We start from the raw sequence: 23,495 nt of genomic DNA, 5'->3' as shown, positions 1-23,495 counted from the left end.
TTTTAATCAGGTAGCAGGTCCAGATCAGCCCTGCGGTTCATGACATAGCGTGTTGCGTAGGGTGAGACGTTCATAACCGTTTCGATATCGACCACCTCATACGCCACCCTCACGGCGTCAGAAATGACCAGATAGATAACGTAGTGCTTGCTGATAAAAAAGTGGCCTTTCATGCCTTCGGGAGATTCCGGCTCGATCAGGTAACGAACTTCGGCTGCGCCAATGTTCGCGTCCTGCCGGTCCATCATACTGGCTGGCGTGAAGTTTTCTGCCTGCAGTGCGTAACCGTTGCCAATATGTTCCCAGGATACGTTCTCTTCATCCTCTGAACTGAGCACCATCGCCCCGCCTAGCGTAGGCAAGCCACCAACAACAGGCTCTCCATTGCGGTGAACTGTTTTTTTGAAAACCTGGCATTCCCATGTATTAGGATGATTAATCACCACATTGCGACGCATCCGGTTCATGCCGCTTGGCACATTGTTTAGCATGATGTTCTATACTCCCAATTTGTCTGCAATCTGCTTATCTGTGACTCCGAACCGGCGCAATACCTCGAGATCCGACTCCGCCAGTTTCCCGGACTTCAATGCGGCCTCAATCTTGCGCGTACCAACAGGCTTGACTTTCACCCGCTTTACTTTCTTGGCCGCAGTTTTCAACGCATTGCGCTCCTGCACGCGGGCGCGTTCCTGCACACGTTGCTCACTGGTTTTAATGGTTCGCTTTCTTGCTGCCTGCTTCTCTGCCGCTTTATCAGCCTCAGCCTGGCGCATTTGATGTCTTGCTGTGTTATCAGCAGACGCATGCACCTTCTCCATGTGCTTGGTCAGGAAATTGAGCACCGTTGTCGATGTGTCAATCTCGCTCATAACGCGCAGCACATGCTTGCACGCAACGCCTTTCAGGTTCGGGTTCCGTATTTTCGGGAATCCAAGTTCATCACGACCGGCGTTGAAGTTTCCTATTGTTGCTATATACCGGAACCAATATCTATGACGTCCGCAATCACAGTCAAACGCGAGCTTCTGCTTCCTTAACCAGTTAGCCGTTTGTTTTGGAGTTTTGCTATCCTTGGACTTGGCCGACATCAACTTATTGACCGCCGCGCTGAACGCATTGAATTTGACCAGAACATGATGGCGATTAACGTCCGAATCCGGCCCGGCATTGGTGATAAAACGTACTTCATTATTTGCGGCTGACACAGGTATTGCCATATTGATTTGTTTGCGAGCCCTGTCTATATCGGTATCTGGACCAGCGCCGGGCATCGGCTTCGATGACGCAAGGTCTATTACCTGCCTGGCAGTAATACCGTCACCCTTGAAGTTACTCTGCGCCATGCGCATGTTGTGGCGGAACTGAGCGAGATCGTTTGCGGTGATAGGTCTTTGCGCCCCGCCTATGGTAGTCATCAGAACGCGGCTTGCGTCCCACTCACCTTGGACCTCGCGCTTGGTAAGAATTACTGACTTGTCGCCTTGTCCGGCTTGCTCACGCTCGCGCTTGTCGGCCTGTGCGCGGGATTTCGCCTCGCCTACATGCCCCCTGAGTTTCCCAAGAATACTGTCAACCACCGGCAACTATCTCCCGCGACGTTCCCAGGTCGGCTTATAGTCTTTGCGGTTATCCGCCACGGATTCAAAACCTGTTTTCCGCTTGATTGCATAAAGCTGACCTTCGGTAGGCAATGTAATGCGTATCTGCGGCAATGGTTGATCAACAGTATCAAGCCCGGCAGCTGCCATTACTGCCAAAAACTCATCACGACGCCCGTACACGCGCTGAGAAACAAGGGTTATATCGCGCTCTTCATCGGGCTTGGTCTCGTAGAACAATGCCGTTTCCCATGGCTTCGTTCTTTGCGCAAAACGCCGGACCTCTTTATAAAAGTCTTTGGCTGCGGTTGAGTTGACATCAATCATATTGAAATCACCTCGCCCCTTCTAAACCGCTCTACCTCGTCATCCATATCGGTCTTGTTGCTATCGCCGCCAGTTAATTTTGCAAGTTCACCAGCCATACCAAGCATCTGTTCGACCTTTCCGGCTTTTATTGCATGCAAGCACGTCGCAAGCGCAGCCATCTGCCCGCATGTGACGTTTTCAGATATTCGGTAACGCGGTCCGTTGACGTCAATACCGTCTTTTTCGATTGATGATGCTGGATTCGATCTTGCGGCGCGTTCAGAGAATACCAGTCTAGCCCCCTTGCCGTCAGAAGCCACGCCTTGCTGTAGTGCGTAGAATGCTGAAATAGCGGCCTTGATATCGTCATCCGTAAACAGTGTGTCGCGGTCAATATCATGATCGTTTGTAATCACAATACAATCTTTACGGCGCTCTTTCCGGAACTCTGCCTGCACACCGATAGCCAGCACGTTTGTATCGGTGTCGTACAACGAAAATAGCGTGCATGCGCCGCCGCCATACCCCGAGAATGTAGACTGAATCTTTATTGTCACTTGAACACCTCGAAGTACCAGAGAAACACCAGGTTCAGAAACAGCAATACAACAATCAGGAATTTATAAAGGAAATTCATTTCATGGTTGAATATGCCAACCTTAAGCAGGATATCCCGGACTGGCATTAACCAGATCTGCCATGAAAAAATCCAGCATAGCAAGTGGTACGGCCATAACAATATGGACCGCCACACGATATCGCCCAGTTCTATTTCCTGGGATTGCAGCATACCGGCATCGTTAGGATTCTTGAGACTGCCCCTGAGAGTGAGCAACAGAAAGCACAAGCCGATTAATAGATATCCAATAATTTCATCCTGATACTGCTCAATCACAGCACGTCCTCACGTTTGTTGACGACCTCGACTACAACCGGATGACCTGCAGGGTCATCTGTGCCCGGAATTCCCTTGCCATCGTTCGGCTCACCCTCTTTCGGTGCGCCAAACAGCGGTATCGATGCGTGCAAGGTGATATCGATAGCAAGAATGGTCATGTTTTTAACGCCCTCAACCTTGATGTCAGATGCGGGTATATCTGGCGTCTCTATCTGCACCGGCCAGCCGTCTACAGTCTGTCCAGCAAATTCATAACTTGCGTCAAAGTGCCTGCGTAGCGGCGAATCAATGTACAAGAGGAATTGCGCCGCAATAGACCTTGCAGCATCAGACGTATGCGAAAAAATGGCCAGCTGCGCTCTTATATCACCGGCCATCACTTTGACATCGAATGCACGCTCTTTGACGTCATCAGGCAATATCACCCACAGATCATCATCAGCGGTTATCTGCCGGGTATAATCTCGACCTGTCGGCGTGTAGTTTTTATCAACCGCCATAAGAATGACCGGCAATTTGGGCGGCTGCGTTGGCGCGTCATCAGTATCGTTTTTGAAATACGCCTCAATCATGGCCTCGGCATCATCCACCATCCTGTCTTTTGCCCATCCAACACTTGTCGCGTAACCTCTTGAAGCGTACTCATTCAGAGACTCAGCAGTCGGAATAATGCTTTTATAAAAGCCTTCCATGTACGCACCGAAGGCTCTTTTTACAGGCTCAATCATGTTCTTATCGGTTCATGCGCGTGTGAATTCGCTGGTACGCTTTGTCATCAATAACAACCTCTTCCCGTTGGCCAGCCTGGGGAAGCGTTTCATTACCGAAGCTGTTCACGTCATCAAGAAGCTGCTCTTTCGCGCTTCGATCGACCAGGATATGAGACGAGCCGCGAGAAGAATCCAGAACGGCAGCCGCATCAACGTTATGACTTGCCAGGAATGACATAAGCTGCTCATTGTCCTGCTGCAGGCGCTCAATCGTCTCACTTGATGCTTCACGCTCGCCCTTGATGCTGTCTAGCAAAGCCATCATGTTTCTGGCGTATTCTTCACACTCAGCCGCGTACACATCGTCATAGGTCAGTTCGCCAAGGCTTCCGCCCATGGCATCATCAAGCGTCACCCCCCGGAATGAATTGTTCAGGAAGTTAGGCTCTATCACATAATCAAACCCATAGAACTTGTTTATTGAGGCGTCGATTGCAGACGAAAAGCCGCCTGTTTTGCTGTCGAAAAACAGCTTTTCCGCCAGTTTTCCAGATGCTGTATCGAAAAACTCGGCCACATGCTCAACCATCCCATCATCAAACATTTTCAGGTGAGTCGTGACAAAAGCGGGCTCAACCGGCACCGGCTTGCCGTTATCCAAACCACCCTCTGTCGGGTCCATGCCGAACCGGACTCTTGGCCAATGGCCGTAGTAACCGATCATGCCGCGCGATTCAACCGTTTCCTGGCATGCGTCACTATTTACAAAGTCAAACAGCGCCCGAATATTGAAATTACGCACCTTGCCGGTGTACTGTCGCCCTCTGTCTTTCAATGAATAGCGAATCTTTGGCGTTTTTTGAGGCATAACTATTACTCCGTGATTAATCAACACGGGTAATAATGCCGACCTGAGACAAGGCATTTATTGCAATTTTCCGCAATTGATCGACCGGCTGCGGAAAATCAGCACTATTGGAAGCCAGTTACAACATACCATTTTGCAATTGACTAAAAACCTATAATTGCCCGGTATGCCAAACATCAAACAAAGCAGTTTCCTTGCCAAACTCGGAATGCCAGCCAAACGGTGGTCGGCTGAACATATCACCCCTGCAAACGAGATAAAACCAGAGGACGCCTATTTATATGGCGGCGGATCAACCACCATTGCATCACTGCTTGGTACCGGGAGACGCGGCGCAAGGGCACGTCAGGTTATCTACAACAAGTGGGATGACATGGAGTCAGATGCGATAGTGTCGTCATCTCTGAAATTACTTGTCACGTCAGCCTTGGGCGGTCACGAAACAACCGGCGATGTGGTTTTTATCGAACAAAAGCCGGACACGGAAAGCAACAAGAAACTGAAAAGCATGACTGAGGAAATCAAAGATACCCTCGGCCCTATCCTGAATAAAAAAGCCTATCAATGCGCATACACTGGCGCCGCGTTCGGTGACGCATACGCAAGGATTTACTCAAAAGACAATGTTGGCGTTGTCGATCTTTACACCGATGAACTCGTGCGGCCTCAGCTGATACAGCCATTCGAGCGCGGCAACCGAACGATAGGGTTTCAGTCATTTATCAACGAGCGGAATCCTGAACGATTGACCGTAGCACAAATGGCCAGACTTAAAATGCCGCGCACGCAATGGGTGCCGCAACACGGCGTAGTCGAAAAAGCAATCCGCATGATGATCACTGAGGATGATCTGGATAGCGTGCCGGTCATGCCGAGTATGGCGGGCGGATCTCTGCTTTATAACGTCGAACAGGCTTACGACAACCTGTACGCTTCGCTGATCGGTCTCGTAGGTCAGCGATGGATTGATTCTATCGATGAAAAAATGCTGCAGTTAAACATGGAATCAATGACGCTTGAGCAGCAAAAAAGCTTTCTGGCATCAGTTAAAACAATGTTTGAATCATCCAAGAAACGGGCAGAAACGGCGGTACAGGAAGGCAAGCCGTTACTTGAGCGTATCTGGCACATGATTCCTGTATGGGGTGAGAAGCAACTGACAACTATCAGCAATGCGGATGGCGGACAGACCGAACGTACCGGCACCATAACTGTGGAGGATGTTATTTTTCATGCTCGCCTACTGTCCGGGGGCATTGGCGTCGACATGTCAATGATCGGTTTTGCGGATCAAATGGCTGGCGGGCTCGGTGAAGGCGGGTTTTTCCGGACATCCGCCCAGGCTGCGGAGAATGCGAGACACATACGGACATCGCTGGCCGATTTCATCTATCACATCATCGACATTCATACGCTGAAGAAATATGGCGTCGTTTTCAGTGCAAGCGAGCGACCATGGACCGTCAATTTTTACGGATCTATTTCTGCACTCGAAGCCGAGAAGCAACGAACCAGACAGGATTCAATGAATGCCGGCATGATTTTGGTTCAAGCCATGCAGCAAATGAAAGATATCGGCGCTACTGAAGAAATAATGGAAGACTTTTTGACTAAAGAAATGTTGCTGGATGAGGACCAGGCGAAAACATACGCGGCAATCGTCAAGGCCAAGGATGAAGACGAAACCAATGACGATGGCTTCGGAAATCGAAGCGGCGGGGGCTTCGGAAATCGAAGCGGTGAAGATCCTAAGATGGATAGCGCAACGCAGGGTGATGTTGACCTGCGGGAGATACGCGAAGTGCTTATGTCAGTAGCAAAAAGCAAGCGATCATCAAAGCGACTGAGCGAAATATCAAGCAAGGGGCTCAAATACATCGACAGCATTATGGGCGATTAAAAATGTCACTATACAATGACGTGGCAAAAAGTTTGTCACAGAAAGGAGCCATCGGCTCGGTTATATCAGGAACTACTAACACAACCAACACCCTCGGTCAGCACGCAGCCAATATGATGGGCGGCGGCGAACTGGCGCAGGCTGTGTCAAAGATAGGTGCTGCCACAGCTACAAATGTTGTCAGGAACGCGATCAACGAACACATCCCGATACAGGCGCACCGGGCTCTGAATGTTGGTGGCGGCGTCGTTGGCGACATCCTGCAGGGCGATATCAATTCAGCAGGACTGCGTGTACTCGACTCAGGATTATTGAACGACATTCTGCCAGGCATGAGCGCGGTTGCGTCACAAACTCGATATTGGGGACGGCCTACGCCGGTTTTCGGTGGCATCACGCCTACCGAAGCCCTGCAAATATACGAAACGATGAAATCGTCTCGGCTATCCAAGAAAAATCTGTTTCTTATCGAAGTATCCAGCGAATTAATGGGCGACTGGGTATCACCATGGTTCAACATGTTCGCAACTGAACTGGACTACGCACCTTATACCGTATCAGGCGAGAAAAAACGTATTGGCGGTGCTGTTCTTGACAGCGTACAGGGCAATGAGCCAGTCGAATTACGTGTTACTACCATGGATGATCAATATGGCGTCCTTAAAAAATGGTACATTGATCATCACTACTTTACCGCATCGAATGATGGCACTGTCGGCGTACCAGCCAAGTACGCCATCAAATTCAGGATCGTTCACTCGTTTATCACCGACGCCAGCATCCCATATAGCGCTTATGAGGACATCGGCTGGTTCCGCCCGTCCAACATCGAATACAGCCTGTCGCGGCGTGAGGACGCCATGCAGGAGATACAGATGACGTTCTCTCAAATAGACACTTTCGTATCCAGGTAATTAATTATGCTCAAAAGTGATAATAAAGGCTTCCTTATTGGCGAACCGGTAGACATTAAAAAAACGATGGAAACCTGGCAGAACATCAGAAACGATATTCGAGATATCAAATCCAAGCTGTTTGGTGATGGCAAAGGGATCAATGTAACCGCAAAAGTAAAAATACCGACACAAACCGGCGCTATAAATCGAGCCACAGAGCGACAAAAGAAGACAGCCGCTGCTCTGCCATTACCTGCGCGATCAGAACAAACCGTGCGCGATTCTGGTGGCAGGCGATATGATTCTGCGCCATCAAGTTCATCGCTTTTCGATGAAATGGCTCAATCGAAACCAACTGCAACCCCGACAGCACGAAAACGATCGTTTGTACCGAAACGTGACGATGCCACAGCCACGCCAGAGCGCGATGAAAAAGGGCGCTTTGTAAGTAAAAAAAACAATGACACCAACTCCAAAGACGACGCTTATTTAAGTCATGACAAGACAGTAGACAGCAGCACAACCGCAGACATGGACGGACGCTTTATCAGCAGCGCAGCCGAGAAAATCGCCAGCGCAGTTGCCGACGCCAGTTCGGGGCTTGAAGATACCGATCCAACGGTAAAAGCATTCGGAGAAGTTGCCCAACCTATCGCGCGCGGGTACCAGATATTCTCGACCGGATCCGGTAAAGAGCAAAAGCGCACTGACCGATGGTTCAGGCGCATATTTGGCGAGATAAAGCTGTTCAGGAAGGAAGAGACGACATTTAGCAAGGTGGCCAATCAAAGGCTCAAAAGCATTGAAGAAAAGCCAGTAACTTCTGGCGGTGGAGGTTTTTTGACCTACATCCTCGGAGCCGGGATTATTACCGCAATAATCGGTGCAGTCGCGAAACGAATCCCAGGCATGGCAGCATTGTTTACTGGAGCAAAAAGTATTTTTGACCTGTATTCAGGATTCTCGGACGATGACCTTGAAACAGGCGACCGAAACAAAAAGATTGTACGCGGATTTACTGGAACAACCGGAATTCTTGCCGGTGCGTATGCCGGCGGCAAAGCAGGAGCAGCTGTTGGGTCACTAGCGGGTCCGGCTGGAACGGCAGCTGGTGGAGTATTGGGCGCATTAGGCGGAATATTTCTTGGTGACATGGCTGGCAGGAATGCTGGCGAATATCTAAGCGATATCATAGGCGAAAAATTTGATATCAAGGATGAATTGGCTGGGGCTTGGAACAGATCGCTATCAACCATGGAAGATCAATTCAATAGCCTCATGAATAAATTTGGGTCCATGTTTGACTCAATCAGCAACAAGATATCTTCTACCTGGAACTCCCTCACAGAATCCATCAAAGACAAATTCGGCATAGATGTAAAGGGGTCAATATCCAAAGGTGTTGATGCCGTAAAAAACTCAAGCATAGTCAAAAGCATAAGGGAAAAATTCAGCAGTATTACGCAAACCGACAAAGACTGGACGCTTGGCCAAACAAGCAGAATGCTTGAATCAGGAAGAGAAGGCGCCGGCGCAATATCGACAGGAGACGGCGACTTTGGCGGCCCATCATACGGAACATATCAGCTATCTTCCAACAGAGGGACATTGCAAGGCTTTCTTGGATCCACAGAATATGGCCAGCAATTTTCCGACCTAAAGCCTGGAACGGACGCGTTCAACAAGAAATGGCGCGAAATAGCAGAAAATGATCCAGATTTCGGAAAAGCGCAGCATAACTTTATCAGGGAAACTCACTTTGATCCGCAGATGGAAAAACTGGCCAGTTCCGGTATCGATCTGTCCGAACGCGGCAAAGCCGTTCAGGATGCCGTGTTTAGTACGGCTGTTCAGTTCGGTGGCAACACATCGGTTATCCAGAAATCACTTGAAGGCAGGAACGTTGACAAAATGTCGGATGCGGACATTATAACTGCGGTCCAGGACTTTAAAATAAAAAACAATGACCCGCTTTTCAAGAGTTCAAGCAGGAAAACGCGCAAATCAACCTTGAATCGAGCCAAACGCGAAAAGGGCATGCTGCTTGATCTGGTTTCAGAGGCGAGTAATGACGACAGCACCGGATTCTCTTTGTCAGGGATGATGGGTAGAATTTTTGGTGGCGGGAAATCAGAAAATGCTGAAAGAAATGAAGCGGCACTTGTTCGTCAAATGGATCGGGCAGGCATAACCGATCCGAAGGAACGCGCAATGTTCATGGCGCAGATGTCGCACGAATCCGCAGGATTCACGCAGATGGAAGAAAGCTTCAATTATCGAAGTCCTGACAGAATTATGGAAGTCAGCAAGACAGCGAAAAGCAAAGGTCGCGCGGCAATAGAGCAGGCCATGGCGCAAGGACCTGAAGCAGTAGCCGAGATCATGTATGGCGGTCGCATGGGTAATGTCAATCCGGGTGATGCGTATAAATTCCGCGGACGCGGCCATACACAGCTTACCGGTCGCAACAACTATGAAGCGGCGAGCAAAGATTTGGGTATTGATCTTGTAAAATACCCTGACCTTGCCTCAAAGCCAGAAATGGCAGCCAAAATCTCTGCATGGTACTGGCAAAAGAACAATCTTGGTGAAAAAGCCAGGACCGGCGATGTTTCGTCCGTCACACGCGGCATTAATGGCGGCTTAAATGGCTTGGATGACAGGCAAACAAAATACGCCAGCTACATGGCATCACTTCAGGCGCCTAATATTACCACGACACAGACTGTATCAGCGCCGACACCGGTCGCGCCAAAAATACCAGCCATGCAGCACAAAATACCCGACGCGCCGTCAATATCTGAACAGCTTACGTCGGGATCAGGAAAACGCAATCAGCAACCTATAGTCATCAACTCAAACGAAGTCGGCCAGGATGTTAAGGACCGCAGGATTGCGCACGTTGTTACGGGTGGGTTGAGCGACTAATCGGCGTTCTTGCACGTCTCGTTAAATCTTTTTTTTATCTTCTTAATTTCGAGCAACTTTTCTTTTGAGCGCTCAAGCTTACGCCTGGCCGATGACACTTCTCTCGCGGCTTTTTTTGTCATGGAATCCAAGTATCTCTTTGCAAGCTTAACAGCCTTCGCACGGCTCTTTGAATACATATCATCGCGCATTAAACAGCCGTCGTGCGTCACATTCGGCCAGCCGTATTCTTCACATTGCTTCTCAACAATTACTCCATCTTTGTATGTATAAACAGGCAAAGATTTTTCAAATTGGTCAGGAGTATTTATAAGACTTTTTAACTCGTCGTAGTCTATGCGATTCAACGTAAATCCCAAGACACTAACATCCCCATACACATGAGTGCTATTCGTTTCGAGTCTTATAACCGCTCTCTTGATTAATAACTCATCGCCTATACAGATATCACCATTCTCATCAATATAAACGATGCGCCCATCCAGATTGTAATGTTCTTTAACGTTTTTCCAGCCCATGATTTTGTCACTCTCAATCCTTATTCGATTCTTCAATTAATTTGTCGAAATTCTCATCCAACACTTTCTGAATCAGAACAACCCAAAGCCAGGGCCAACTACTCCGCCTTTTGTGCCCGTCGATCCAAGGCCGCCAGATCCCCGTATCGTTTCATCAAAATTCTCAACGATCTCGAACTCCAGCTTCGCCACAGGCACAATAATCATCTGCGCGATGCGTGTAAGATGCTCAACCTTGAACACCTTGCCGCTCCTGTTCCACGCTGAAACCATCAATTCACCCTGGTAATCCGAATCAATAAGCCCGACCAGATTGCCTAATACGATTCCGTGCTTATGCCCCATTCCGGACCGTGGCAACAACATAGCCGCGTACCCTGGGTTATCAAGATGAATCGCAATACCGGTCCTCACCAGTCGCGTTTCGTTCGGCGGAATAACAAAGTCGCCATCAGGCATTCCATCAATACCAACAGCCATTAGATCGATACCAGCGCTGCCGGGCGTTTTCGGGGTTAAATCAGCTTTAGTAATGCCATTGTTCAATATTTTCAGTTTAAATTTCAATTTATCCTCACTGCGTAGTTATTAATTGTTACCACCGCTCGTAGACGCCTTCAGAGTAGATTCTCCACTCCGCATGGCGCCGATTTATGAGCCCCTGCATCACTCTCCCTTGTGATTTTTTCCAAGCCTTCCATGCTGCTTCAAGGCTAACGTAACCGGTTCTGGAATATGGATTGTTGATCAGTTTGAGTGCGGATGAACTGCCAAAATTGCCGATTCCTATGTTGAATGCCAGGATCACCAGCGCATCGAATTGATTCTGAGCAACAACGACATGCACTCTTTCATTAACGCTGTCGACAAACGGTTGCAAATCACTTGCAAACATCCACTCACCTACGCATTGCGTTATTCCGGCGTGCTTATAACTTCTGCCGAACAATTCCCATTCAGGCCAACTTATTAGATGCCCATACCCGATTGTCGCGCCCTTAACCCAGTGCTCAACATCTTTCCCGGTCTGATCGTCATACGGCTTTGACCGAAACATCTCAATCGATTTAAGGAATTCAATACCTTTTCCGCTCAGTTCCATGTTAATTTTCTCTGCCTCAATTGTGGTCTAAATTATTAACATCAGGCGGCCTTTGCCTGACGCTTCAAATCAACCTCGTTTCTCACAACATCTAACAGGTCCCGCACCGTCACAACCTTTTCAGCATCCGAATCCTCAATACTGATATCGAGCTCGCTTTCCAGCGCGATGATGATCTCCAGAAACTTTAGTGAATCAGCGCACAGGTCATCACCGATACGAGAATCCATCCTGATCGATCGACGATCTACGCCCAGCTTCTCACTCAGAATGCCTTTTACAACCTTGTTTACACTCATTGCATCCAGTCACTAAGAAAGTATCCTAAGTGCCCAAAACTATAAATGCCTTCGCCATTCATTTTGTCCATACAGTCATGACACAACGCGGCATCTGTGCCGTCCTCTTCCTCCACTTCATTGTAATGTAGTTCCTGTAGATCAATTTCTGCCCCGCAATCAGCGCAGATCATTTCAATGTTTATTTTGGTTGCCATATTTACCTCAGCCAGGTTGCTTTTCGATTCCCAAGGCAGCACACGGATAGCGGCTCCGCATTCGGCCATCGTTTAATAACCCTATCCATCGCATCGTCATAATTGTTGGCAAACACATAAAACACCTTGCGCCGCAGCAATCCGACCGGATGGTATAACTCCACCTCGTAAACTCTCATTTTTCTGATAGACATATACCAGCACCTGACTCAACTAAAATCACTAACAAACAGGTCCCATGTGCCAGTTCCATGGCCTATGCAACGATCGCCATCAATTCTGTATCGCAAAAGGTTATTTATACCGACCTCGGCCACTTCAAGATTAGATTCGGTGTGCTTACCACCAAAGCATCTTACGGTGATGATATTCATCATATCGCCCGGCAAAGTCTTATTCCCGTACTCGTCACGGATGGTTACGATATCTTTGTTAAATAAACGCTCCCAGTCATCCAGGTCGTGAATTTCCCTGTGCGGATAAATGTGCAGAGAGAAATACCAGCCTACAGATGATTTCCCAATATGCACCGGATCAAAAGCTTGGCTTATATCTTCATCACCCTTTTTGTCTAAGTGCAGATAGTAATTTTTGCCCATATTCAGAATCCCCAATTAATGCCTGGTCTGACCGCCATCGGTCATCGCCTCGGCCTTGTCGATCAAGTCTATTAAATCCTGCGTGCAGTACATGGCCTTTTCGATACCACTGCTGACTACGTACCCAACAACGAGATTGCTTTCAGGATCAAGAAATGCCTGATCCAATGACATTTTGTGTATATCCGCTGCCGCCGCCTCAACAATCTTCAACTCGCACGGCAAAATAGTTGAGATATACACCCTCATTCCGACTTCGCCCGCACCTGCTACCTTTTCATTAAACATCAGAAAACTCCTCATCAGCCTTGGCCATGGCATCATCCACTGCCGAAGTGTTAGTACCGCGACCGGCGCCATCGGCCACAATGTATTCGTTTGCGTCCTCAAGAAACGGAAACGTCATTGGATCTATAATGTCCGGCGAAGGTATGCCCTCTTCACGCATCTTTTCCTTTTTCATCATGACGTATTTCAACCCGCCCGCTTCGGCGAAGTGATACGGCAATCTTGAACCCTGCGACATTATCTTTTCGCGCGTTTTCCTATCGATTCCGTCCGGAAACAGAAAAGACACCCTCCCAGCCTTGACAGCATCCCTCCACCGCACCATCGCGCACGCTCGGCGGTTATAAAACCTGTTCTGGTACTCTTTCTTGAAGCACGGTTTTCCCCAGTCCACCCGGACCACAGGAACGCCCTGCATTTCTATCAGCCTGTTCACCGTGTGCCCGGCGCCACCGTTATCAACCAACAGCGTTGCGTTTGATGTTTTCCCGAACAAATCAACCAGATCCCCTGCAAATGTGACCTCATCTTTTGAGTTTGTGTGTATCGGTATCAGAATGTACTCAACACGTCTCGCATCAGCACCGATGTCACCGTAACCAATTACCTTGGCAACAACGGCAACCGAATAATCCCGGTACTCACCCAAGGCGACGTCAGCTAACAGCATCAAGCCATACGCCTCATCATCACCTATGATGCTTCCCAAATTGAAAGCACTCTCCATATCCGACCGAGTAAGCAGATTGCTTCCTGAACTGTCTGCGAATCCACCCTTGACGCGGATGATGTACTCGACCGAAGTTTTGCCGCCCGTCTCTTCATCACGATCCCTTAGCCACTGTTTTGTAACAAACGGTGAATGCTCAGAGTTAAATACCAGGTTCGCCCATGATCCGCCGTTATCCCTGGACAGGCTATGGTGTGTTTCATAAAACCTGCCTGCATTTCTGACACCCTGCGACGCCAGCAACGTTCGATTGCCAGGCTGCGTCTGCGTGCCCTCGATCACATCAAAATGCTCATCCGGGACGCCTGCAGCCTCATCGATGATGATCAACTGCCAGTACCGGTGCTTACCTGCCACACCGATCGCCTGCCCCTTCTGCATTGCAACCTGAGCGGCGAACCATTGTTCCTCAAAACCTTTTACATACGCGCGCGTCTTGGTTATTTCGTAGTAATCATTGATCCATGAATACTCACCCGACGCTATACCAATCCGCGCATCCTGCATTTCCTTCCAGACACCATCACCGACCTGGTTGATACGCGGCGCACCGATATATGTATTTGATCCTATCTCGATCTTGCCTTCATAGGCCGCGATCGGGAAACACAACAAATGCCACAATACAATCCGGCCAAATGCAGCCGTCTTACCAGTCGACGTACCTGAAACTACTGAAACCTTGGCATTGGCCGGTGATATTTCATGAAGCAGGTCCTCTTGGTCGAATGACGGTGTAATACCGGTGACTTCAACCGCGAATCTCAGCGGGTCAGCATGAAACCTGTCAACAAAATCCGCATATCTCGGATCTGAGAATATCGAATTCTGAGCGCTCATCCATCTACCGGCCTTCCGGTTTCACTATCAATCAGTATCCCGCGTTCAATTAAAACGGCTTTCTGGCGCTCTCTGGCTTTCTCCATGATTTCAGTGAACTTGTCCGCAATACCTCTCAATGTCTCGCCGTCCAGCTTGATAGAGTTATCAACCCTGTCTCTCCACCTGCTTGCCTGCCTGTTCTTCAACCACAGGAATGCGGCATTTACATCTGGCGGCACTTCCTTTTCGGTAACGGTCCTCTCAATGCTGAATTCATCGCCATCTTCAGTGAACCCAACCTTGGTTTTAGTCTCCGTGTATCGGTACCCACACACCCTCACAAACAGGCGTTCAGCGGCAACCGCATCCGCTCTGACTTTGCCGTTCGATATGGACTCCGAAAACTCCCTATGGTCAACCTTCCATTCATTGATAGTTGACTCAGCAACACCAAAGAAATCAGCCAACTCCTTATCGGTATATCCAAGCAGACACAGCTTGTACGCCTGCTCTGCGTATTCATCGCGGTATTTTGTTGGACGCCCACCCTTATTGGCTTTCGCGCCAGTCTCGCCGCTTTTGATCAATGCTTTCGTAATTGGTCCGGTATCAGCAGTTACGGTTTTCGATGTCTTGGTTTTGGGCTTATTCTTTGCTGTTTTCCCAAGCTTGGTTTTTTCATTTCGCAAGCTTGGTTTTTTATTTTCCAAGCTTGGTTTTTTTGCTTTTTCCCAACCTTCAGATTTTGACCTCTGACGTACCGCCTCCACACTGACACCGAGCCCCAGTTCTTTGACCAGCCAAGGGAAACCCTTCCTGGAATCGCTCTCCCAGGTCTTTCTGACTTCAGCCCATTGTTCAGGGGTTAATTTTGGTTTTGCGGCCATTGTTATGATTCACTATCGAATTGAAGATCCAGCGTAGGCTGCGGATCTTTCTGTTTAAACCGCCTGTTGCACTCTTTACCAAACATATCAACACGCTTCTTGCCTCTTTTCGCCGTTTCACAAACTTTTTCTATAGCTGCCAACAACCTGCTACCACCCCTCATGTCAGTCTCAAAACCTGAATTCAACTCAATAAACCGACGCATAGCCTGCTCAAGTTCTTGAGACACATAACTCATATCCTCAACACTGTCATGAATAACCTTTGTTCGCATCATTAGAGATTTAAGTATCTCCATTTCACGCAAGTGAAATTGCTCATTCGCAGTAAACACCCACTTTGATACGTCGCGCTCTATCCAAGATTTGTAACCAATTTCCCAGTCGTCAGTTTCGCCAAAGATGAAGTCTATGGATGTTTCATACACCCTTGCTGCCCGCAAAATAAGCCATAACGGAACTGAATTAGTATCTGTCGCCCGCTCAACCTTGGCGAGTTTTGATGAATTCGTATAGCCAAGCTGTTCAGCAGCGTCAACCTGAGTAAAGCCAGCGCGTTCTCTGGCCATCTTAAGACGCTTTCCTATCGATCTGGCCAGCGCAACTCGTGCGGCTGGCGATGATGGGCTATCTTCTGACTTTTTACTCATCAAAATTGTTTTTATTTACTTTTGTTTCCAACCTTGGTGATGTTCCAGCCCCCGCCTTTTTTCTTTTTAACCAAGAAAAAAGCGAATGGAAATAATCTATTTGCAACCTTTAATTTAACAATTGAATCTTCGAACGCATACCCACCTTTCGTTTCGTGCGCTTCAAGCATTCCACTGGCACTCATGACAAAAAAATCAATCGTGTAATATGTGTTATCCGCAAGCCTCAGCTTTATTGCCTCAAATTCCCACCACAACACATCACCACAGGCTTTCAACGCATCAAGGTACTGTGAATACTCCCTCTCGGTTTTATTCATCTTACCGGCCTTCATGCGACCAAGCGCCTGCAGGTTTTCAACCGAACCGGTTTTTCCTGAAACCTGTTTTAAACCAGCACTTCCAGCACTTGCTACACTTGCTACACTTGCTACACTTGCTACACTTGCTACACTTGCTACACTTGCTACGTTATTGCCGCCTCCAAAAGTCGACGAAACCTTCAGACTGCCATTTTTTACGCGGCCTTCTATGCTTTGTATAAAACCTTTTGAATATGACGGCATCAGTACCCTTTATTTGTTCTGAAAAACCTCTTCAACACCATCCGGGTGGACAATAACCAGCCTTGGCTCTGGATTCGCCCTTGCCACGATACCTTTGCAGAAGTGCCGGGCGCTTTTACGCGTCATGAGATCGCTTTTGAGAACTGTTGATTCCAGGCCGTTATTGGTTTTTTTGATTACTGAGAACATTATTTTCTGCCCATAAACCAGAACTTTCTGCTGTTATACAATTTGATGTAATGTTCAGCCACAGCCGCATGAACTTTCATCCATTCCGCTCCTGCTGAGTGATTACGAGCCTGCTCTCGAGCCGCTAGTATTTTGTATGTCAGCGTTGATAGTTCACGGAAACGCTTAATTCTGGTGATGACATACAACGCATACAGATCGCCTGTTCTAGCGAATCTGTACGCCTGCCAACAGTATTTATGTACTGATTTACTTGCACTCTCAAGCCACTTGAAAAAATTAATCATTTATTCTCTCCATCAATTTCAGTCTCCAGCTTGTCCACATCCACACCTAAGCCCTTTAGATCATTTTTCCAATCTTCTGCCCTTTCAAAACAATCTGATGCCTTTACTTCGCAGCAATGAGCGTTTTTATGATGTATTTTGGCGTTACTTTGGTAAATTTTGTATTGACGCATGTTGCGCCGATAGCCCTCCACAGCAGCCGCTATTCCGAGCTCTCTGATTTCAAGATCACCAGCCTTAACCCACAAATAAATCCCAAAACCAAACAACCCAACAATTATTAAAATTCCCATCAATCAAGCCCCTCATAAATCTGGTTCAATTTATCCACCTGCCTGTCGGACAAATTACGCCCGTCGTCTAACTGGTTCTGTAGGCTGTCCACAAAATCAGCCTCCCAGTCGGTCAAGTCATCACTGTGCAACATGCAGTGGTCGATCATTTCCTCAACATCCATACCGCCTCCCATACAAACGCTCTATCGTTTCGCCAAGAAGATTAAGTTCAGTCTGCTTTTTCAGTTTCAACATTATCTGCCGGCCATGAATTCCGTTACGCTCACCCTGGTGACAATCCTTGCAAAGCGGTATCGTGCAAAAATGATTACCACGCCTGCCTTTAATTCTTCCCTCAAGTATGTGGTGCGCATCACTTGGCGCACTTGATCCACACAAACAGCACGGAAGCGACTTAACTCTTTCTATGTGGTCTGATTCTGATTTAGTCATCGCAACTGACACCAGTCTCAAAATCAACAAACTGCTCTACGCTGCCGATGTGGTACTCAACACCGTTGCAACTTGCCGCCATATTCGACTGACCGCACTCGTTGTCGAACAAAAACCACTCTATGGCTTCTTTGCTGATACCAGTAAGCTGAGTGACCAATTCCATGTTCTTGCAGAACAAATCATTAATCAGTCTTGGAACGCCGCCCTCACCTGCAAAATAACTACCGAACAGGATTTCAAATGCGTCCGACTGCTTTGATATTTGCGCATTCATGTCAACCAGTGACTGGATCAGCACTATCTTCATTTGACGATCAGATTTGCACGGTTCATCGTCTATGGCGCCGCAGTAAGAACACTCAGTCCATTCTGCTCCATCGCAACGCCCCTCATGTTTAACCAGATTGCAATTCTGCATAATCAATGATCCACAAAAGAATCAGCCATTTCCTCAATCTGCCACGACTCAAGACTGCGCCAGTACACTTCCGATATGTAATCGCACATCTTTCTGGCCGCGTCCTCGTACTCCGCCTGATCCATGCTCTCAAAACTCAAACTGCGCGGTATCCGCACGATCAGCAATCCCGTATCAGTCAATTTCAGTCCAAATAATTCCAATACAGGCTTAAGCGTCTTTATAACTTCACGCGGTATCAGGGTCCGTATTCCGGATGGTCTAACCGCTATTTCATCGCAGTAAATGTTCCCTTCCAATTGCAAACGCTTCAAAACCGAATGCGCATCCATGTGTTTAAAATCATCGATATGCTCAACACATAACTGTCCGATTCGGTGGACTTTTCTGTTAAATTTTCCGCTTCTCAGCTTCCGAACGAAAACCTTAACAACATCGCCAATCTTGAATTTTTTGTCCCGCAACTGCTGTTCTGCTGTCGCATCCGCGGGAACAAAGCCACCCTGAATAACACGCATAAAAACCGGAACTGGCTTGCGACTTGGCTTCTTGAATTCCTGTTCTTTTGGGAGTGCGCTCATTTCTTTTTCAACCCCGCACGCACCGCCTGCTCAAATCCAGGCTGAGTACCAAGCCCCACCCAAAACGCAATACAGTCATCAATGTATTGCTGCGTATGGCACTTCTTTAAATAATCGATAGCCTCTTTCACTGTAGGCAGCCGCTTTTCCATGTCAGGAAGCCTCCACCAGCATCACGCCAAGCCCACTATTCTTAAGGACATCGAAATTCTTTTCGCCGTATGCGACAAGGCAAATAGTCTGGCCAGAATTGCCTTTCTCTTCGCGCCCGGTCAAATCACAAAAATGAGGACGTTTGTGCATCATCAAAATACCGTTGCTCTTGCCGAAAACATACTCACGGAAGGCATACGTTTCGCACGCTGCCGGTATCAGCATGATTCCGTTTCCGTGCTCACACATTTTCTTGATCCACTTAGGTCTTTGAAAACGATCAAAAGGCGGGTTCAGCCATACTCGACCGAACCATCCTTTAGTCAAACCATCATCGTTGATTGTGTAATGACTATTAGCCGTTTCCCACGGCCTAACCGCTGGCGCACATGGATCAAGATCAAACTCACCAAGTTTTTCAAGTATCCATGGTGGTGTAAGCCACTCGCTACTTTTACCAATCGGATTTTGATGTTCTCTGTGAGCCATTCTCAAATTCTTTTGAACATCTTCATCAAAGACTCAAAAGCTGAGTCGATTAAATCCTGCATGTCTAATTCGCACCGCTTGTTGTCGAAGTGTGCGTACACAACGACTCCCACCAATGCTGCCAACACAAGTACCAAGAAAATGATTTCCATTGCCTATTTCCTAAGATAATCAACCAGCAAAATAACCGCAGAAGTAACACCAACGACCAACAGAAACCCGGTAACAACCGCTTCAACGTATTCGATTAATGACGGGTCCAGGTGGTCTGTGATCATTCCAGAACCGGATCAGCATTCTTCTTGCTAACGATCAACTTGAGTTCTTTAAACTTGTCAGAAACTTTCGTTAATCCTTTGCTTTTGTCTTCAATCAAAAACTGTTGCGCCGGTGTAGGTGGCAACAAACCGACAACATGATCATGCGATAACCTGCCCTTCTCAACCGCCTCCAGCAAAACACGTTCCCTGCCGTTTTTGTCAAAACCAAGCGACGGAGACCACTTGACCGGCAGCTTCTCGCTTCTCGCCTTCTCGCACCGATCCTTGTAAGTTTCGAGAAAAGCCATGCGAGCCTGCACCCTGTCACCATCGTTTATCAACGGTGCAGCGATTCCATACGCTTCGGCCATTTCCTCAGTCCACACAACCGAATCTCTCTCGTTATGCGGGATCATCGCCCATGCCTCTTCAGGACCAGGCCGACCGTCATCAAGCCGCGAGACAACATCACTGATTCGCAACCGGCCTTTAACCTCGCGCCGACACTTGACCAAAGCCTTGAGAACCTGATCTTCAGGGTATTCCGACAAATCGTCAGCCATCACCCTTGCCGCTGCTTCCGACAAATCCGTATCGGTCAATTCAGCCGTTACCGCGATTGCTTTCAAGAGTTCTTCACTTGCTCGCACTTGCCTTTACCTCGCTGATTAGATTGTTAAAAACACTACCTCTGGCTTGCGTTCTGTCCATTTGCCTTGCCTGCGTCTGCGTGACGGTTCGCTTGGTCGCCCACTCCGTCCTGAGCTTTTCTGCGTCCGCCAGCAAAAGCCCGACTGTGTGCATTTTCGTGACGTAAAACTGGTTGTTGTGATGAACGAAAAACTCAGCAACACGTGGCGATTCATCCTTCCCGATCCGCTTCACGAACTGCGCCAGTTGCGACGACACGGTTGCATTCCGGACCGGTTTTGTACCGTACCGGCTTTCGTAGGCAACGCTGTAGGCTTCCCATGTTTCACGGGTTATCGGTTCCTGATTTTTTTTGGTCGCTGGGGGTGGTGGTTTTTCACCCCCCTGCGGAAAAAAAGATACGGAGGATTCGTTAGAATCCGGAGTATCTGTACCGGAATCAGGTAATGGGGATTCAGGATTCAATGAAGAGGGATTCAGGAAGAGGGATTCAGCGCGATCACTAGTAGAGCACTCTCGTTTTACTCCAGATTTTTCTGGATTTATCGTGAGTGTATTAAAATCAATTAGATATAGATGATCTTCGGTGTACTCCGGTATTTCGCTTGGCTTGTCCCTTTCGTTCTTGTGTGGACTTTGGTGCTTATTGAAATTTGGTATATTTACGAAAACCTTTTCTGAGTCTGAGTAGAACCGTATTAATCCAGATTTATCGAGATTAATCATGAGTGCTCGAAAATCGCAGTTATCAAATGGCAATATTTGAACTTTAAGAGTCCGCTCTCTGTATTCAAGATTGCCGTTATAATCTGCGTACATCCATAGACCGATGAACAGTAAACGTCCTAAAGGATCATTGTCAGCAAGCTGCTCATTGGTCAGAAAACTTGGTTTAATGTTTCTTGCTCTAGCCATAATTAATTACCTAATAAAAACCCGCCATCCATCGCTGAACGGCGGGTGTCTCCTTTGAGCAAGAGATTAAAAAAACCGCGCGATTTGGCGACACGCGGTACAAATGCATGCGTATATCAATTACCGCATACCAATTGTTCAAGAAATTCAATAAGCCATGGACGCTAACCCGTGCATTATGTCTGTTGCTAGAATATAGCGATGTGCTTGTGAAAATGTTAACGCCCATGCTTATTAAATCTCTCTTATCCGTTTAGCTATCTATCTATAATTAATCACTTAAACCGCCGACCAACCTATGCGTAAAATTGGCCGGCAGCACACAACGAAACAAACAAAACTAGACAGATTCCCTCACAGCCTTAAAGACTGCTTTACGCTTTCGCGCATCCGTCAAGGGTGGTAGATCAACAAAGGATAGCTACTGTGAAAACAACTCAATTAAACCAATCAATACAAACATGTAACCAATCCAAAAAAATGCTGGAATACACTCAAATCTTTCATGCTGTTTTCTTTTGTCCATGATGTTTGCCTCCACCATTAACTTTTCTTGCTATACGAGATCTGACGTATCTCTGTATCCTTGGCAGAGATTCAATCAGATCAGCGATTTCCTTTTCAGCTTGAGTCAACTCATCAAACGTTTCGCCATCAACAAGCCGAGACATAGCCAGTTCAGCCTCCCCGCCCTCTTTCATGATCAATTGCAGATGACTCAAGACTGTTTCCTCTTCATCCGAGTGTTCGCTGCTCAACGCCTGCGCACAAAAACCGATCTGCATAAACAATTCGTTCACGCAATGAGTCCGGTATTCGTCAGGCATTGCGGATAAAACTGAAGGGATGAAATTTGCAGGTAAAAGGGTTGAGTCTTTTGTCCGGTCATCAAGCCAGCGGAAAATGCGATCCGCATTGACGCGCCTAGCTTCAAAGTTTGTGTCTATGTCACCCGTTTTATCGTTCGAGAAATCCTTTATGCCGGGCAATCTGGCTTTGTTGGCAAACTGATACTCAGAAATAATCATTTCCGCCACAGCTTCGCGGCTCATGCCTGCAGAACGTCTCCACTTGTCAACGTGGTCTGAAATTATTGCTACCCAGGTTTTTTGCGGCATGTGCTGCATGACTTGTTGTCCTTACCTAATTAAACTGAAAGCATGAAAAAAATGCCCGCATCCGAATGGATAAAGTACAGAGGAAAAGGAATCCCCATTCGGCGCGGACGGACAAGAGAATTTAAGCTGCATCTTCATGGGATAAATTTTTATGCTCAATCTTCAACTCTGGAAAAACTTCCCACCAATCAAATGGCCTGAGATCCTTTTTGGTCATGGGATCACTAGTTTTCTCCAGCATGATCTCAATAACCTTGCAATATTTGCCGGGTATCCCTGTTATCCGCCATGAATTAACGACAGACTTTGAAACATCCAGTCTTTGCCCAAACTCAACCTTGGTAACACCAAGGGCCTCGACTATCCTGTCAACAATTTGGGCATACACATCTTTTGTATTCTTATCAGTCATGGATAAAACGTATGGTTTTAATCAATTTAAAACCAAGTATAGATTTTCTATATTTGCAAGTCAACAAAATATAGATAACGGGGGTATAGATTTGCTTTACCTTTGGCAAATGGTTACTGATCTTGATATATCCGGGTTTGTGAAAAGCGTCAGAGAAAAGTTGGCGCTAACACAGGAACAATTGGCAGAGAAACTGGGCTGCACAAAAGGGAATGTGTCGGCCTGGGAAAGAGGTCATCATCAACCATCATATTCTCAGTTATGCGATTTATCATCCATGTCCGGCTTGCCATTGCCTCACGAGCAAAAATCAAATAACAAAATAAGAGATACGCTAGATTCGCTTGGAATTGACCCGGAAACATTAAGCATGGAACAAGCAGAGTTAGTAAAAGCGGTCATGCAAGTTCCTGATTCACGTAGAGGTGACGCAAAAAAAATCATTAACGTATTTAGCAATACAGACGACAAACCAGACGGAAAAAAGGAAGAAACGAAATAACGTGCTTTATATTGCTGGCTG

Annotated in this window: 37 protein-coding genes; 4 read left to right on the top strand and 33 right to left on the bottom strand. The window is 47.4% G+C overall.

Translation table 11 applies throughout. The annotated features are described in order from the left end of the window. Nucleotides 1-2 precede the first annotated feature (2 nt). From BMY62_RS11570 to BMY62_RS11540, 7 genes are read right to left on the bottom strand one after another with little or no spacing between them, the layout of a single operon-like run. Nucleotides 3-491 (bottom strand): hypothetical protein, encoded by a 489-nt coding sequence (locus BMY62_RS11570; RefSeq protein ID WP_090659999.1) that lies wholly within the window; start codon nucleotides 489-491, stop codon nucleotides 3-5. A gap of 6 nt (nucleotides 492-497) precedes the next feature. Beyond that, complete coding sequence (locus BMY62_RS11565; RefSeq protein WP_143058806.1) at nucleotides 498-1,580, bottom strand: ATP synthase subunit B family protein; 1,083 nt, start codon at nucleotides 1,578-1,580, stop codon at nucleotides 498-500. Between the two features lie 6 nt (nucleotides 1,581-1,586). Further along, nucleotides 1,587-1,928, bottom strand: coding sequence for a hypothetical protein (locus BMY62_RS11560; RefSeq protein ID WP_090659994.1), 342 nt, complete (start codon nucleotides 1,926-1,928; stop codon nucleotides 1,587-1,589). After that, nucleotides 1,925-2,467 (bottom strand): hypothetical protein, encoded by a 543-nt coding sequence (locus BMY62_RS11555; RefSeq protein ID WP_090659991.1) that lies wholly within the window; start codon nucleotides 2,465-2,467, stop codon nucleotides 1,925-1,927. The genes BMY62_RS11560 and BMY62_RS11555 overlap by 4 nt, the downstream gene beginning before the upstream one ends. Further along, the gene (locus BMY62_RS11550) at nucleotides 2,464-2,805 is read right to left on the bottom strand and encodes a hypothetical protein (protein ID WP_090659988.1); all 342 of its coding nucleotides are present in this window, start codon (nucleotides 2,803-2,805) and stop codon (nucleotides 2,464-2,466) included. Before BMY62_RS11550 ends, BMY62_RS11555 begins: the two co-directional genes overlap by 4 nt. Beyond that, the gene (locus BMY62_RS11545) at nucleotides 2,802-3,536 is read right to left on the bottom strand and encodes a hypothetical protein (RefSeq protein WP_090659985.1); all 735 of its coding nucleotides are present in this window, start codon (nucleotides 3,534-3,536) and stop codon (nucleotides 2,802-2,804) included. The genes BMY62_RS11550 and BMY62_RS11545 overlap by 4 nt, the downstream gene beginning before the upstream one ends. Nucleotides 3,537-3,540: 4 nt before the next feature. Then, complete coding sequence (locus BMY62_RS11540; protein ID WP_090659981.1) at nucleotides 3,541-4,386, bottom strand: hypothetical protein; 846 nt, start codon at nucleotides 4,384-4,386, stop codon at nucleotides 3,541-3,543. Nucleotides 4,387-4,552: 166 nt separating this feature from the next. Between BMY62_RS11540 and BMY62_RS11535 the strand changes: the two genes are divergently transcribed. Genes BMY62_RS11535 through BMY62_RS11525 form a run of 3 tightly spaced genes read left to right on the top strand, consistent with a single transcriptional unit; the run spans nucleotide 4,553 to nucleotide 10,110 of the window. Next, nucleotides 4,553-6,286, top strand: a complete 1,734-nt coding sequence (locus BMY62_RS11535; protein ID WP_177170375.1) for a hypothetical protein — start codon at nucleotides 4,553-4,555, stop codon at nucleotides 6,284-6,286. Nucleotides 6,287-6,288: 2 nt separating this feature from the next. Continuing rightward, nucleotides 6,289-7,200, top strand: coding sequence for a hypothetical protein (locus tag BMY62_RS11530; protein WP_090659978.1), 912 nt, complete (start codon nucleotides 6,289-6,291; stop codon nucleotides 7,198-7,200). A gap of 6 nt (nucleotides 7,201-7,206) precedes the next feature. Next, entirely contained in the window at nucleotides 7,207-10,110 is a 2,904-nt protein-coding gene (locus BMY62_RS11525) for a glycoside hydrolase family 19 protein (protein ID WP_090659975.1), read from the top strand. Here BMY62_RS11525 and BMY62_RS11520 read toward each other — a convergent pair. From BMY62_RS11520 to BMY62_RS16190, 26 genes are all read right to left on the bottom strand, one after another. Then, nucleotides 10,107-10,628 carry a hypothetical protein gene (locus BMY62_RS11520; protein WP_090659973.1) on the bottom strand — a complete coding sequence of 174 codons (522 nt, stop codon included), beginning with the start codon at nucleotides 10,626-10,628 and terminating at the stop codon, nucleotides 10,107-10,109. The genes BMY62_RS11525 and BMY62_RS11520 overlap by 4 nt on opposite strands. Nucleotides 10,629-10,700: 72 nt before the next feature. Next, on the bottom strand, nucleotides 10,701-11,195 hold the full coding sequence (gene dut, locus BMY62_RS11515; RefSeq protein WP_090659971.1) for a dUTP diphosphatase: 495 nt from the start codon (nucleotides 11,193-11,195) through the stop codon (nucleotides 10,701-10,703). A 28-nt stretch (nucleotides 11,196-11,223) separates the two neighbouring features. Continuing rightward, nucleotides 11,224-11,730 carry a lysozyme gene (locus BMY62_RS11510; RefSeq protein WP_090659968.1) on the bottom strand — a complete coding sequence of 169 codons (507 nt, stop codon included), beginning with the start codon at nucleotides 11,728-11,730 and terminating at the stop codon, nucleotides 11,224-11,226. A 41-nt stretch (nucleotides 11,731-11,771) separates the two neighbouring features. After that, complete coding sequence (locus BMY62_RS11505; RefSeq protein ID WP_090659965.1) at nucleotides 11,772-12,029, bottom strand: acyl carrier protein; 258 nt, start codon at nucleotides 12,027-12,029, stop codon at nucleotides 11,772-11,774. Next, on the bottom strand, nucleotides 12,026-12,226 hold the full coding sequence (locus BMY62_RS11500; RefSeq protein ID WP_143058805.1) for a hypothetical protein: 201 nt from the start codon (nucleotides 12,224-12,226) through the stop codon (nucleotides 12,026-12,028). The genes BMY62_RS11505 and BMY62_RS11500 overlap by 4 nt, the downstream gene beginning before the upstream one ends. Nucleotides 12,227-12,228: 2 nt before the next feature. Beyond that, on the bottom strand, nucleotides 12,229-12,420 hold the full coding sequence (locus tag BMY62_RS15970) for a hypothetical protein (protein ID WP_143058804.1): 192 nt from the start codon (nucleotides 12,418-12,420) through the stop codon (nucleotides 12,229-12,231). Between the two features lie 15 nt (nucleotides 12,421-12,435). Further along, nucleotides 12,436-12,825 (bottom strand): hypothetical protein, encoded by a 390-nt coding sequence (locus tag BMY62_RS11495; protein WP_090659959.1) that lies wholly within the window; start codon nucleotides 12,823-12,825, stop codon nucleotides 12,436-12,438. Nucleotides 12,826-12,840: 15 nt separating this feature from the next. Further along, on the bottom strand, nucleotides 12,841-13,113 hold the full coding sequence (locus BMY62_RS11490) for a hypothetical protein (protein WP_090659956.1): 273 nt from the start codon (nucleotides 13,111-13,113) through the stop codon (nucleotides 12,841-12,843). Beyond that, on the bottom strand, nucleotides 13,106-14,683 hold the full coding sequence (locus BMY62_RS11485; RefSeq protein WP_090659953.1) for a hypothetical protein: 1,578 nt from the start codon (nucleotides 14,681-14,683) through the stop codon (nucleotides 13,106-13,108). Before BMY62_RS11485 ends, BMY62_RS11490 begins: the two co-directional genes overlap by 8 nt. Next, the gene (locus tag BMY62_RS16205; RefSeq protein WP_177170374.1) at nucleotides 14,680-15,552 is read right to left on the bottom strand and encodes a hypothetical protein; all 873 of its coding nucleotides are present in this window, start codon (nucleotides 15,550-15,552) and stop codon (nucleotides 14,680-14,682) included. The genes BMY62_RS11485 and BMY62_RS16205 overlap by 4 nt, the downstream gene beginning before the upstream one ends. A gap of 2 nt (nucleotides 15,553-15,554) precedes the next feature. Next, nucleotides 15,555-16,202 carry a helix-turn-helix domain-containing protein gene (locus tag BMY62_RS11475; protein ID WP_090659950.1) on the bottom strand — a complete coding sequence of 216 codons (648 nt, stop codon included), beginning with the start codon at nucleotides 16,200-16,202 and terminating at the stop codon, nucleotides 15,555-15,557. Nucleotides 16,203-16,213: 11 nt separating this feature from the next. Beyond that, a complete protein-coding gene (locus BMY62_RS16355) occupies nucleotides 16,214-16,768 on the bottom strand; it encodes a hypothetical protein (protein ID WP_218142975.1) in 555 nt (184 codons plus the stop codon). A gap of 9 nt (nucleotides 16,769-16,777) precedes the next feature. Next, a complete protein-coding gene (locus tag BMY62_RS11465; RefSeq protein ID WP_090659947.1) occupies nucleotides 16,778-16,957 on the bottom strand; it encodes a hypothetical protein in 180 nt (59 codons plus the stop codon). Then, nucleotides 16,957-17,244 carry a hypothetical protein gene (locus BMY62_RS11460; RefSeq protein WP_090659943.1) on the bottom strand — a complete coding sequence of 96 codons (288 nt, stop codon included), beginning with the start codon at nucleotides 17,242-17,244 and terminating at the stop codon, nucleotides 16,957-16,959. Before BMY62_RS11460 ends, BMY62_RS11465 begins: the two co-directional genes overlap by 1 nt. Further along, nucleotides 17,241-17,537: a hypothetical protein gene (locus tag BMY62_RS11455; protein WP_090659940.1), complete on the bottom strand. Its 297-nt coding sequence runs from the start codon at nucleotides 17,535-17,537 to the stop codon at nucleotides 17,241-17,243. The genes BMY62_RS11460 and BMY62_RS11455 overlap by 4 nt, the downstream gene beginning before the upstream one ends. Continuing rightward, nucleotides 17,537-17,701: a hypothetical protein gene (locus BMY62_RS16200; RefSeq protein WP_177170373.1), complete on the bottom strand. Its 165-nt coding sequence runs from the start codon at nucleotides 17,699-17,701 to the stop codon at nucleotides 17,537-17,539. The genes BMY62_RS11455 and BMY62_RS16200 overlap by 1 nt, the downstream gene beginning before the upstream one ends. Further along, on the bottom strand, nucleotides 17,691-17,972 hold the full coding sequence (locus tag BMY62_RS16760) for a DUF968 domain-containing protein (protein ID WP_090659937.1): 282 nt from the start codon (nucleotides 17,970-17,972) through the stop codon (nucleotides 17,691-17,693). Before BMY62_RS16760 ends, BMY62_RS16200 begins: the two co-directional genes overlap by 11 nt. Further along, nucleotides 17,965-18,393: a hypothetical protein gene (locus tag BMY62_RS11445; protein WP_090659934.1), complete on the bottom strand. Its 429-nt coding sequence runs from the start codon at nucleotides 18,391-18,393 to the stop codon at nucleotides 17,965-17,967. The genes BMY62_RS16760 and BMY62_RS11445 overlap by 8 nt, the downstream gene beginning before the upstream one ends. Before the next feature lie 2 nt (nucleotides 18,394-18,395). Then, the gene (locus BMY62_RS11440; protein WP_090659930.1) at nucleotides 18,396-18,974 is read right to left on the bottom strand and encodes a vacuolar protein-sorting-associated protein 25; all 579 of its coding nucleotides are present in this window, start codon (nucleotides 18,972-18,974) and stop codon (nucleotides 18,396-18,398) included. Further along, the gene (locus BMY62_RS16195; RefSeq protein WP_177170372.1) at nucleotides 18,971-19,126 is read right to left on the bottom strand and encodes a hypothetical protein; all 156 of its coding nucleotides are present in this window, start codon (nucleotides 19,124-19,126) and stop codon (nucleotides 18,971-18,973) included. Before BMY62_RS16195 ends, BMY62_RS11440 begins: the two co-directional genes overlap by 4 nt. A gap of 1 nt (nucleotide 19,127) precedes the next feature. Continuing rightward, on the bottom strand, nucleotides 19,128-19,616 hold the full coding sequence (locus BMY62_RS11435; RefSeq protein WP_090659927.1) for a DNA N-6-adenine-methyltransferase: 489 nt from the start codon (nucleotides 19,614-19,616) through the stop codon (nucleotides 19,128-19,130). A gap of 155 nt (nucleotides 19,617-19,771) precedes the next feature. Continuing rightward, nucleotides 19,772-19,894, bottom strand: a complete 123-nt coding sequence (locus tag BMY62_RS16535; protein WP_256207576.1) for a hypothetical protein — start codon at nucleotides 19,892-19,894, stop codon at nucleotides 19,772-19,774. Next, a complete protein-coding gene (locus BMY62_RS11430) occupies nucleotides 19,891-20,526 on the bottom strand; it encodes a hypothetical protein (RefSeq protein WP_143058803.1) in 636 nt (211 codons plus the stop codon). The genes BMY62_RS16535 and BMY62_RS11430 overlap by 4 nt, the downstream gene beginning before the upstream one ends. Further along, on the bottom strand, nucleotides 20,513-21,442 hold the full coding sequence (locus BMY62_RS11425; protein WP_090659921.1) for a hypothetical protein: 930 nt from the start codon (nucleotides 21,440-21,442) through the stop codon (nucleotides 20,513-20,515). The genes BMY62_RS11430 and BMY62_RS11425 overlap by 14 nt, the downstream gene beginning before the upstream one ends. 503 nt (nucleotides 21,443-21,945) lie before the next feature. Then, complete coding sequence (locus BMY62_RS11420; RefSeq protein ID WP_090659917.1) at nucleotides 21,946-22,569, bottom strand: hypothetical protein; 624 nt, start codon at nucleotides 22,567-22,569, stop codon at nucleotides 21,946-21,948. A 112-nt stretch (nucleotides 22,570-22,681) separates the two neighbouring features. Beyond that, complete coding sequence (locus BMY62_RS16190) at nucleotides 22,682-22,972, bottom strand: helix-turn-helix domain-containing protein (RefSeq protein WP_177170371.1); 291 nt, start codon at nucleotides 22,970-22,972, stop codon at nucleotides 22,682-22,684. On the opposite strand from BMY62_RS16190, the gene BMY62_RS11415 reads away from it, so the two are divergent. Further along, a complete protein-coding gene (locus tag BMY62_RS11415) occupies nucleotides 22,971-23,474 on the top strand; it encodes a helix-turn-helix domain-containing protein (protein WP_177170370.1) in 504 nt (167 codons plus the stop codon). The two genes, BMY62_RS16190 and BMY62_RS11415, sit on opposite strands and share 2 nt — an antisense overlap. Nucleotides 23,475-23,495: the final 21 nt, after the last annotated feature.

Origin of the sequence: Nitrosomonas marina (genome assembly GCF_900111605.1) — a bacterium.
Lineage (GTDB): Bacteria > Pseudomonadota > Gammaproteobacteria > Burkholderiales > Nitrosomonadaceae > Nitrosomonas > Nitrosomonas marina_A.
The sequence above is the reverse complement of the archived record's forward strand: the minus strand, read 5'-3'. Positions and strand labels throughout refer to the sequence as shown.

What these genes read in the sequence shown, in the direction of transcription:
- BMY62_RS11475 (WP_090659950.1), bottom strand. Translation starts at nt 16,202, where the DNA reads ATGAGTAAAAAGTCAGAAGATAGCCCATCATCGCCAGCCGCACGAGTT.
- BMY62_RS11485 (WP_090659953.1), bottom strand. Translation starts at nt 14,683, where the DNA reads ATGAGCGCTCAGAATTCGATATTCTCAGATCCGAGATATGCGGATTTT.
- BMY62_RS11425 (WP_090659921.1), bottom strand. Translation starts at nt 21,442, where the DNA reads ATGGCTAGAGCAAGAAACATTAAACCAAGTTTTCTGACCAATGAGCAG.
- BMY62_RS16205 (WP_177170374.1), bottom strand. Translation starts at nt 15,552, where the DNA reads ATGGCCGCAAAACCAAAATTAACCCCTGAACAATGGGCTGAAGTCAGA.
- BMY62_RS11505 (WP_090659965.1), bottom strand. Translation starts at nt 12,029, where the DNA reads ATGAGTGTAAACAAGGTTGTAAAAGGCATTCTGAGTGAGAAGCTGGGC.
- BMY62_RS11465 (WP_090659947.1), bottom strand. Translation starts at nt 16,957, where the DNA reads ATGTTCTCAGTAATCAAAAAAACCAATAACGGCCTGGAATCAACAGTT.
- BMY62_RS11460 (WP_090659943.1), bottom strand. Translation starts at nt 17,244, where the DNA reads ATGATTAATTTTTTCAAGTGGCTTGAGAGTGCAAGTAAATCAGTACAT.
- BMY62_RS11560 (WP_090659994.1), bottom strand. Translation starts at nt 1,928, where the DNA reads ATGATTGATGTCAACTCAACCGCAGCCAAAGACTTTTATAAAGAGGTC.
- BMY62_RS11530 (WP_090659978.1), top strand. Translation starts at nt 6,289, where the DNA reads ATGTCACTATACAATGACGTGGCAAAAAGTTTGTCACAGAAAGGAGCC.
- BMY62_RS11445 (WP_090659934.1), bottom strand. Translation starts at nt 18,393, where the DNA reads ATGCAGAATTGCAATCTGGTTAAACATGAGGGGCGTTGCGATGGAGCA.
- BMY62_RS16200 (WP_177170373.1), bottom strand. Translation starts at nt 17,701, where the DNA reads ATGGATGTTGAGGAAATGATCGACCACTGCATGTTGCACAGTGATGAC.
- BMY62_RS11540 (WP_090659981.1), bottom strand. Translation starts at nt 4,386, where the DNA reads ATGCCTCAAAAAACGCCAAAGATTCGCTATTCATTGAAAGACAGAGGG.
- BMY62_RS11455 (WP_090659940.1), bottom strand. Translation starts at nt 17,537, where the DNA reads ATGGGAATTTTAATAATTGTTGGGTTGTTTGGTTTTGGGATTTATTTG.
- BMY62_RS11415 (WP_177170370.1), top strand. Translation starts at nt 22,971, where the DNA reads ATGGATAAAACGTATGGTTTTAATCAATTTAAAACCAAGTATAGATTT.
- BMY62_RS11525 (WP_090659975.1), top strand. Translation starts at nt 7,207, where the DNA reads ATGCTCAAAAGTGATAATAAAGGCTTCCTTATTGGCGAACCGGTAGAC.
- BMY62_RS11420 (WP_090659917.1), bottom strand. Translation starts at nt 22,569, where the DNA reads ATGCAGCACATGCCGCAAAAAACCTGGGTAGCAATAATTTCAGACCAC.
- BMY62_RS11545 (WP_090659985.1), bottom strand. Translation starts at nt 3,536, where the DNA reads ATGATTGAGCCTGTAAAAAGAGCCTTCGGTGCGTACATGGAAGGCTTT.
- BMY62_RS11435 (WP_090659927.1), bottom strand. Translation starts at nt 19,616, where the DNA reads ATGGCTCACAGAGAACATCAAAATCCGATTGGTAAAAGTAGCGAGTGG.
- BMY62_RS16190 (WP_177170371.1), bottom strand. Translation starts at nt 22,972, where the DNA reads ATGACTGATAAGAATACAAAAGATGTGTATGCCCAAATTGTTGACAGG.
- BMY62_RS11495 (WP_090659959.1), bottom strand. Translation starts at nt 12,825, where the DNA reads ATGGGCAAAAATTACTATCTGCACTTAGACAAAAAGGGTGATGAAGAT.
- BMY62_RS16535 (WP_256207576.1), bottom strand. Translation starts at nt 19,894, where the DNA reads ATGATCACAGACCACCTGGACCCGTCATTAATCGAATACGTTGAAGCG.
- BMY62_RS11500 (WP_143058805.1), bottom strand. Translation starts at nt 12,226, where the DNA reads ATGGCAACCAAAATAAACATTGAAATGATCTGCGCTGATTGCGGGGCA.
- BMY62_RS11510 (WP_090659968.1), bottom strand. Translation starts at nt 11,730, where the DNA reads ATGGAACTGAGCGGAAAAGGTATTGAATTCCTTAAATCGATTGAGATG.
- BMY62_RS11535 (WP_177170375.1), top strand. Translation starts at nt 4,553, where the DNA reads ATGCCAAACATCAAACAAAGCAGTTTCCTTGCCAAACTCGGAATGCCA.
- BMY62_RS11440 (WP_090659930.1), bottom strand. Translation starts at nt 18,974, where the DNA reads ATGAGCGCACTCCCAAAAGAACAGGAATTCAAGAAGCCAAGTCGCAAG.
- BMY62_RS16355 (WP_218142975.1), bottom strand. Translation starts at nt 16,768, where the DNA reads ATGCCGTCATATTCAAAAGGTTTTATACAAAGCATAGAAGGCCGCGTA.
- BMY62_RS11570 (WP_090659999.1), bottom strand. Translation starts at nt 491, where the DNA reads ATGCTAAACAATGTGCCAAGCGGCATGAACCGGATGCGTCGCAATGTG.
- BMY62_RS16195 (WP_177170372.1), bottom strand. Translation starts at nt 19,126, where the DNA reads ATGGAAAAGCGGCTGCCTACAGTGAAAGAGGCTATCGATTATTTAAAG.
- BMY62_RS15970 (WP_143058804.1), bottom strand. Translation starts at nt 12,420, where the DNA reads ATGTCTATCAGAAAAATGAGAGTTTACGAGGTGGAGTTATACCATCCG.
- BMY62_RS16760 (WP_090659937.1), bottom strand. Translation starts at nt 17,972, where the DNA reads ATGACTAAATCAGAATCAGACCACATAGAAAGAGTTAAGTCGCTTCCG.
- BMY62_RS11520 (WP_090659973.1), bottom strand. Translation starts at nt 10,628, where the DNA reads ATGGGCTGGAAAAACGTTAAAGAACATTACAATCTGGATGGGCGCATC.
- BMY62_RS11490 (WP_090659956.1), bottom strand. Translation starts at nt 13,113, where the DNA reads ATGTTTAATGAAAAGGTAGCAGGTGCGGGCGAAGTCGGAATGAGGGTG.